Origin of the sequence: Enterococcus sp. 3H8_DIV0648 (assembly GCF_002140655.1) — a bacterium.
Lineage (GTDB): Bacteria > Bacillota > Bacilli > Lactobacillales > Enterococcaceae > Enterococcus_A > Enterococcus_A hulanensis.
This window is the reverse complement of sequence record NZ_NGLG01000001.1, coordinates 3,234,831-3,236,833: the sequence shown is the minus strand read 5'-3', so window position 1 is coordinate 3,236,833 and position 2,003 is coordinate 3,234,831. Positions and strand designations below refer to the sequence as shown.

Sequence of the window (2,003 nt, the reverse complement as noted above, 5' to 3'; positions counted from 1 at the left end):
CTTTTATACTGCTGGTATGTCCACAGAGGATATGCTGGTTCTGCTTTTTATTCAGATGACACCCGCTTTGATCGTTTACTGCGGTGCACTTAAATATTGTTTTCCTACAAAAATTAATTGGCGGACCATTCTATTATTGTCGCTTTCCGCTTATAATTTGGGCTGGATATTCAATACGATCATCCAATACTATTTTCAGGATCTGTTGGCGATTCATAATGCTTTTAGCATTATCTCCCAATCATTAATGATGCTGATTTTGTATCTGGTCTTTCACAGAGGCGAGCGAACCTTTCTTATTGATTTAATGCTGGTTACGATTCTCGTGACTCTGGCGGCAGGACTATTTGAATATATCAGTATCTTCCTATTAAATAGAGTAGGCGCTCCATTAGCTTCCACCAAAATAATCAATTGGTACTTTTTAGTTTTTTTGCTGTTTCTTCCATTACTAAGAAAACTATTGAATTGGATCAATCTTTTTTTAACCAATTCACTTTTATCTTTGCTTGTATTGTTGTGGATGCTTTTACTGTCGTTAAACTATTTCTTTATGTTTGTTCAAGTCTGCTCCATAAGAGAAGTAGCTGGGCAAACAAACTACTCGTCGATAATTTTTTTAGCTGATAGTTATATTGGACGTTCATTGATCAAATGGTTGGCTCCTTCAGCAACATTTATTATTGAACCGATCTATCATGTTTTCTTTAAAGGCTCTGTGCTTATCTTTATAAATATGGCTGGTTTAACTGCTTTTTCCATGTTGATCTTCATAAACCGTCGTACGAGAAAAAGATTGGAAGCTCAGGAACAAGTAAAATATGAGTTAACGCAATACATTAATAGTCTTGAAAGTGTGACCCAAAACATTCGAAAGAATCACCATGATTTCAGCAACCTGCTTTTTTCTTTGGGCGGATATATTTACCAAGAGCCCATCAATGAAAAGGAGCTAAAAAAGTATTTTGAAGATGTTACCCAAACCTTTGAGGCGGATTATCATTACTTTTTAGAAATATCCCGACTCAGCAACTTAGAAAATCCTGAGTTGAAAACTTTGATTTTCACCAAACTAATGGCGGCGACAAAAGAAGATATCCCCTTTGATATCGAGATCGATCAACCAATTAAAGAGCTGCCGATTGACCATCTGGCTTTGGCACGAATTTTTGGTATTCTGATTGACAATGCTTTAGAAGCTGCCGAAGAAAGCGAAGAACCGTTTGTGCGTTTGGCTATATTGGAAGAAGAGCACCATTACTTGTTTGTTCTGGTTAATGCGACTAAAAACAGAACTATTTCTCCAGCTTTGATGCAAAAGGAAAACTTCTCAACTAAAGGTGAAAATCGCGGACTAGGACTGTCGATTGTTCAATCGATCATTCAGAATTATTCTCATATATTAACATTGAAGACGACACAAAATGAGCAAGAGTTTTGTCAAACATTGATTTTAAAAAAGGAGCGTGTCTATGGCACTTAAAGTTTATATTGTAGAGGATAATAGTGCTCAACGAGCGATTCTCGAACAAACCATCACAAATTATCAGTTATTCTCTGATTGGGAATTTGAATTAGCTTGCAGTACCGGCTCAGGTGATGAGCTGCTGGAAAAAGTCGATCGGAGAAATCAGTGGAATGTTTATTTTCTGGATATCAACTTAGATGAGGCGGCGGACTTAAAAAATGGCTTTGCCGTTGCACAGGAAATCCGAAAATTTGATCCGCTGGGATTCATCGTCTTTATCACCGTAAGATCCGAATTAAGTTTCTTAACTTTCCAATATCGCGTTCAAGCTTTGGATTTCATTATCAAAGACCCGAATGTTGATATTCGCGAGCGGGTTCATTCCTGTTTAAAAACAATTGAACAACGCTTGGATTTACTAACGACAAGTCAAACGCTCAAATTAAATACCGGAAATGAGATTACTTCATTTATGGTGGATGATATTCTTTACTTTTCTTCTAACAAGGGACACATTTTATCATTGCATACAAAG

Annotated in this window: 2 protein-coding genes; both read left to right on the top strand. The window is 36.7% G+C overall.

Features of this window, described 5'->3' with window-relative positions; translation table 11 throughout:
• Positions 1-1,483: sensor histidine kinase (locus A5875_RS14955; protein WP_369596956.1), on the top strand; the 1,483-nt coding region annotated here is incomplete at its 5' end.
• Positions 1,473-2,003, top strand: a 531-nt coding sequence (locus A5875_RS14950; protein WP_088934323.1) for a response regulator, incomplete at its 3' end; no start/stop codon positions are given. The genes A5875_RS14955 and A5875_RS14950, both read left to right, overlap by 11 nt.